Origin of the sequence: Arthrobacter sp. (assembly GCF_031179985.1) — a bacterium.
Classification (GTDB): domain Bacteria; phylum Actinomycetota; class Actinomycetes; order Actinomycetales; family Micrococcaceae; genus Arthrobacter.
On the sequence record NZ_JAPSHJ010000056.1, the window covers coordinates 18,761 to 22,411 of the forward strand.

At 60.7% G+C, this 3,651-nt stretch carries 5 protein-coding genes; 3 read left to right on the forward strand and 2 right to left on the reverse strand.

Annotated features, from left to right (window positions below; translation table 11 throughout):
* Positions 1-11 precede the first annotated feature (11 nt).
* Entirely contained in the window at positions 12-431 is a 420-nt protein-coding gene (locus RIN13_RS17920; RefSeq protein ID WP_309108681.1) for an Hsp20/alpha crystallin family protein, read from the reverse strand.
* A gap of 143 nt (positions 432-574) precedes the next feature.
* On the opposite strand from RIN13_RS17920, the gene RIN13_RS17925 reads away from it, so the two are divergent.
* A complete protein-coding gene (locus RIN13_RS17925) occupies positions 575-862 on the forward strand; it encodes a MerR family transcriptional regulator (protein ID WP_309108676.1) in 288 nt (95 codons plus the stop codon).
* 30 nt (positions 863-892) lie between these two features.
* Here the strand turns inward: RIN13_RS17925 and RIN13_RS17930 are convergent, their stop codons facing one another.
* Entirely contained in the window at positions 893-1,672 is a 780-nt protein-coding gene (locus tag RIN13_RS17930) for a phosphatase PAP2 family protein (protein WP_309108677.1), read from the reverse strand.
* Positions 1,673-1,834: 162 nt separating this feature from the next.
* On the opposite strand from RIN13_RS17930, the gene RIN13_RS17935 reads away from it, so the two are divergent.
* Positions 1,835-2,059: a hypothetical protein gene (locus RIN13_RS17935; RefSeq protein ID WP_309108678.1), complete on the forward strand. Its 225-nt coding sequence runs from the start codon at positions 1,835-1,837 to the stop codon at positions 2,057-2,059.
* Positions 2,060-2,108: 49 nt separating this feature from the next.
* On the forward strand, positions 2,109-3,242 hold the full coding sequence (locus RIN13_RS17940; RefSeq protein ID WP_309108679.1) for a DNA alkylation repair protein: 1,134 nt from the start codon (positions 2,109-2,111) through the stop codon (positions 3,240-3,242).
* Positions 3,243-3,651: the final 409 nt, after the last annotated feature.

Below are 3,651 nucleotides of genomic sequence, written 5' to 3' on the forward strand. Positions count from 1 at the left end.
TCCCGCTGGAGTTACCTGTTGATTTCCTGCCGGCGCTTCGTCTCAATTTCGATCTTGCGGGGCTTGGCCTGCTCCGCGACCGGAATGCGGAGGGTCAGGACACCGGCGTCGTAGCTTGCCTTGACGGCCTCAGTGTCAAGCGTGTCACCGAGGATCAGCTGGCGGCTGAAGACGCCACGGGGCCGCTCGGAAACAATCAGTTCAACACCTTCGCCTGCCGGTTCACCGCGTTCCGCACGGACGGTCAGAACGTTGCGTTCGACATTGAGGTCCACGGAATCGGCATTGACCCCAGGCAGGTCAAACGCGACGACGAATTCCCCGTCAGCCTGCCAGGCATCCATGGGCATGGCGGCCGGCCGGGCTGCCGTTCCAAAGACCTGCTGCGTGAACCTGTCCAACTCACGGAACGGGTCGGTGCGCATCAACATCATTTCCCACTCCTTCAGCATGAGGTAGTTGCTCATATCTTTTGGGTATCCATTCCACCAATCTGTGGTCTTGGATATAGATTTTTTATAACACCAGTGAGAGACTATGGCAAGAGCTGTTGAGCACAAAGCTAAGGAGCGTCATGGCAGAGCACGGAGAGGACGTTGGCGTGTATGCGATCTCGGTAGTAGCGCAACTGCTCGGGACCGGTCAACAGAACATTCGGCAGTACGAGCGAAAGGGCCTGCTTACGCCCGATCGCACCTCAGGCGGAACGCGCCAGTACAGCGAATCCGACGTCGCCGTACTGCGGCGGATCGGTGAACTGCTTGACGAAGGGCTCAACCTTGCAGGCGTGGCCAAAGTCCTGGAACTGGAGGAAATCAACGCCAAGCTCCACCGGGACCTGAAGCGCGCGCGCGGCCGCTGATCGGACACGTCAAGCCGCTGAGCGGGAACTTCAGTCGGTGCTCGAGTCGGCTTTTGACAGCTCCCCGGTGATCTTCTCACCGGGGATCCGGGCTGTGCGCCACGTATCAATGGCGATGACCGCGCCAAGGATCACCAATGAGAGCGAGACTGATGCGAGGGCGTCACTGACCCAGTGATATCCGAGGTAAAGGCGGCTGATCGCGGCGAAAAAGATCCCGACGGCGGCGGCAGCAAACCCGACGGCCGCAGGCCAAACATGCTTCCGGCGGGAAAAGACCAGGAAAACCGTAATCAGGAGGAAGTCGGCCGCGCCCAGCACATGACCGGAGGGAAAGGAAAACGTTGAGTCCGGTCCGAACAGCATCTGCTCAATGGGAGGCCGGCTGCGGCCCACCGAACGGCCGATGATCTGGGCCAGCACGACACCCGTCAACATTCCGGCGGCAAGCAGGATGGGCCGCCAGGCATGCTTGGCTGCGAGGCCCCAGGCAACTGTCACCACCAGGATGATGATCGGCAACACCACCGGACCAAAGATGACCGCCAGAATGATCATGGCTGTGGTCAAGGGTTCTGAGCGCTGGGTCAGGAACCACGACTGCATGGGATCATCGCTGCCGGCGATCCCATCCTTATTCAGGATGGCCCCCAGGGTGAGGAAGAAGAACACACACCCCAGAAGCATCAGAGCGGCCGCCACCCGGTAGAGCCTGGTCCGGGCAGCGGCAGTCATGTACCGCTCCTCCACAACAAACTTGTCGTGGAAAACGCGCCAAAACCCCGGACTATCGGCCGTTCTCTCAGTCATTTTTTCCGTCTCTGCCTCGTGCCGGTGCAAGTCGTCTTCGTAAAGAAATTATCTCCGTTCCGAGGCCTGAGCGTTCCGGCGCTGGAGGTGGCCAGTCTACTTACTATTTGCCCGAGGCACTGTTAGCGTGGGCAGAAGTGGACAGCAGAGCAAGGAGGGGCCATGAGCATGGACGCAGCCGGTGAGGACCGGAAGAGCCACGAAGACGACAACAGGTCCGACAAGATGGCGGGGCCGGAGGGCACTGTCCCGGGCAGCGACCAGGGTGTAGGGATGGGCGCCGGTAATGAGCCGAACACCTTCGAGCCGGAGGAAGACCCCACAGCCACTGCGGAAAGCACTGACCAGGTGGAAGATGCCCCAGCGGACACCAACGAACCCAGCTAAAATGCTGAAATGAAATCCTTGGGCGGCCTGCCCGGAGTACCCTGACTCCATGGGCGCCATGAACGAACTGATCAATCAGGCCGCTGTCGATTCATTACGCGGGACGCTCATATCGGCAACTCCCGGCCGAAGCTGGCCGGAGCTCACGGCTGCAGGGGCAACTCTGGATGGGCTGAGCCTGCGGGAGCGGGCCGATCACATAAGCCAAGCACTCCTTGCAGACTTCGGGCACCCGGCTGACAGCACTCTGGCCGGTGAAATCTATACGACGGCGGCGCTCACGTTCCGGCGCGCCCTGCAGGATCCGGGGTTCTCCGGGTGGGCGGTGTGGCCGGTGACCGAGACTGCAGTTACCTTGGCGTTGGACTCAGGAGATGCAGCACATTTCGATGACTGCCTGGTATTGCTGGCCGAACTGACGCCGCGGCTGACTGCGGAATTCGCGATTCGCCGGCTGCTGGCGGCCAACCTTCCGCGATCGTTGACGGCGGTCCAGTCCTGGGCCTTACACCCGGATGAACATGTCAGGCGCCTCGCCAGCGAAGGCACGCGGCCCTACCTGCCCTGGGCGGTGCGCGTATCCGCCATAATCGATCGCCCTGAAGCGACAGTCCCCATCCTTGACGTACTCTACCGGGACCCCCACGAGTACGTGAGGCGCTCCGTGGCCAACCACCTCAACGACCTCGCCCGCCACGCACCGGACCTGGTGATTGCAGCGGCGGCTCGTTGGCTGGCGAATCCGGATCGCAACACTGTCTCAGTTGTACGGCACGGCTTGCGGACACTGATCAAGAAGGGCCACCCACAGGCACTGGCCCTGCAAGGCTTTGCCCCGGCGGACCTCAGTGTCAGCGCACCGCAACTGGACCGGGCCGACGTCGTTCTCCCCTCGGATCTGGCCTTTGCTTTCGAGATTTCCAACACCGGGGCAGAACCTGCGAGGCTCGCCGTTGACTATGTGGTGCATTACCGCAAGGCGAATGGATCGCGCTCGCCAAAGGTCTTCAAACTTGCCACTGTTACCCTGGTTCCGGGTGAAACCAAGAGCTTTTCCAAACGGCACGCTTTCCGCCAGATGACCACGCGTGTCCACCATCCCGGGAAGCACAGCCTGGAGCTTCAGGTCAACGGAATCCGGTATCACACGGTCGATTTTGTGCTCCAACCCGAAGGGTTCTGAGGGAGTTGCTAAAATGTGATTTGACTCACAATAGAAACTCGGGTTACTCTATGGTAGTTGTTAGCGCTCACAGGACGCTATATCGTCATTGTAGTGTCACGGTAGATCTAGCAGCAGCTCGGAGTATTCAAGACCGGCATCCGTTCGCCGGCCCTGACCCTCAAATTCTTCCTGGCAGGGGGTCATCAGACCCCTCGTGAGGAAACCGGACATCACTGGCCGGGACACAGCCGTAAGCGCAGATGCTTGTCGGCCAAGCACCAGTTCGCTGACCCCCGGTCAGCGGAAGGAGAACATAGTGAGAATCAAAAAACTCCTGGGCGCGTTCGCCGTCGTCCTCGCAGTTACAGTGGGGGCTACGGGTTGTGGCACCCGCGGCGGAACAACATCGCCCACTGAAGGGGCTGAC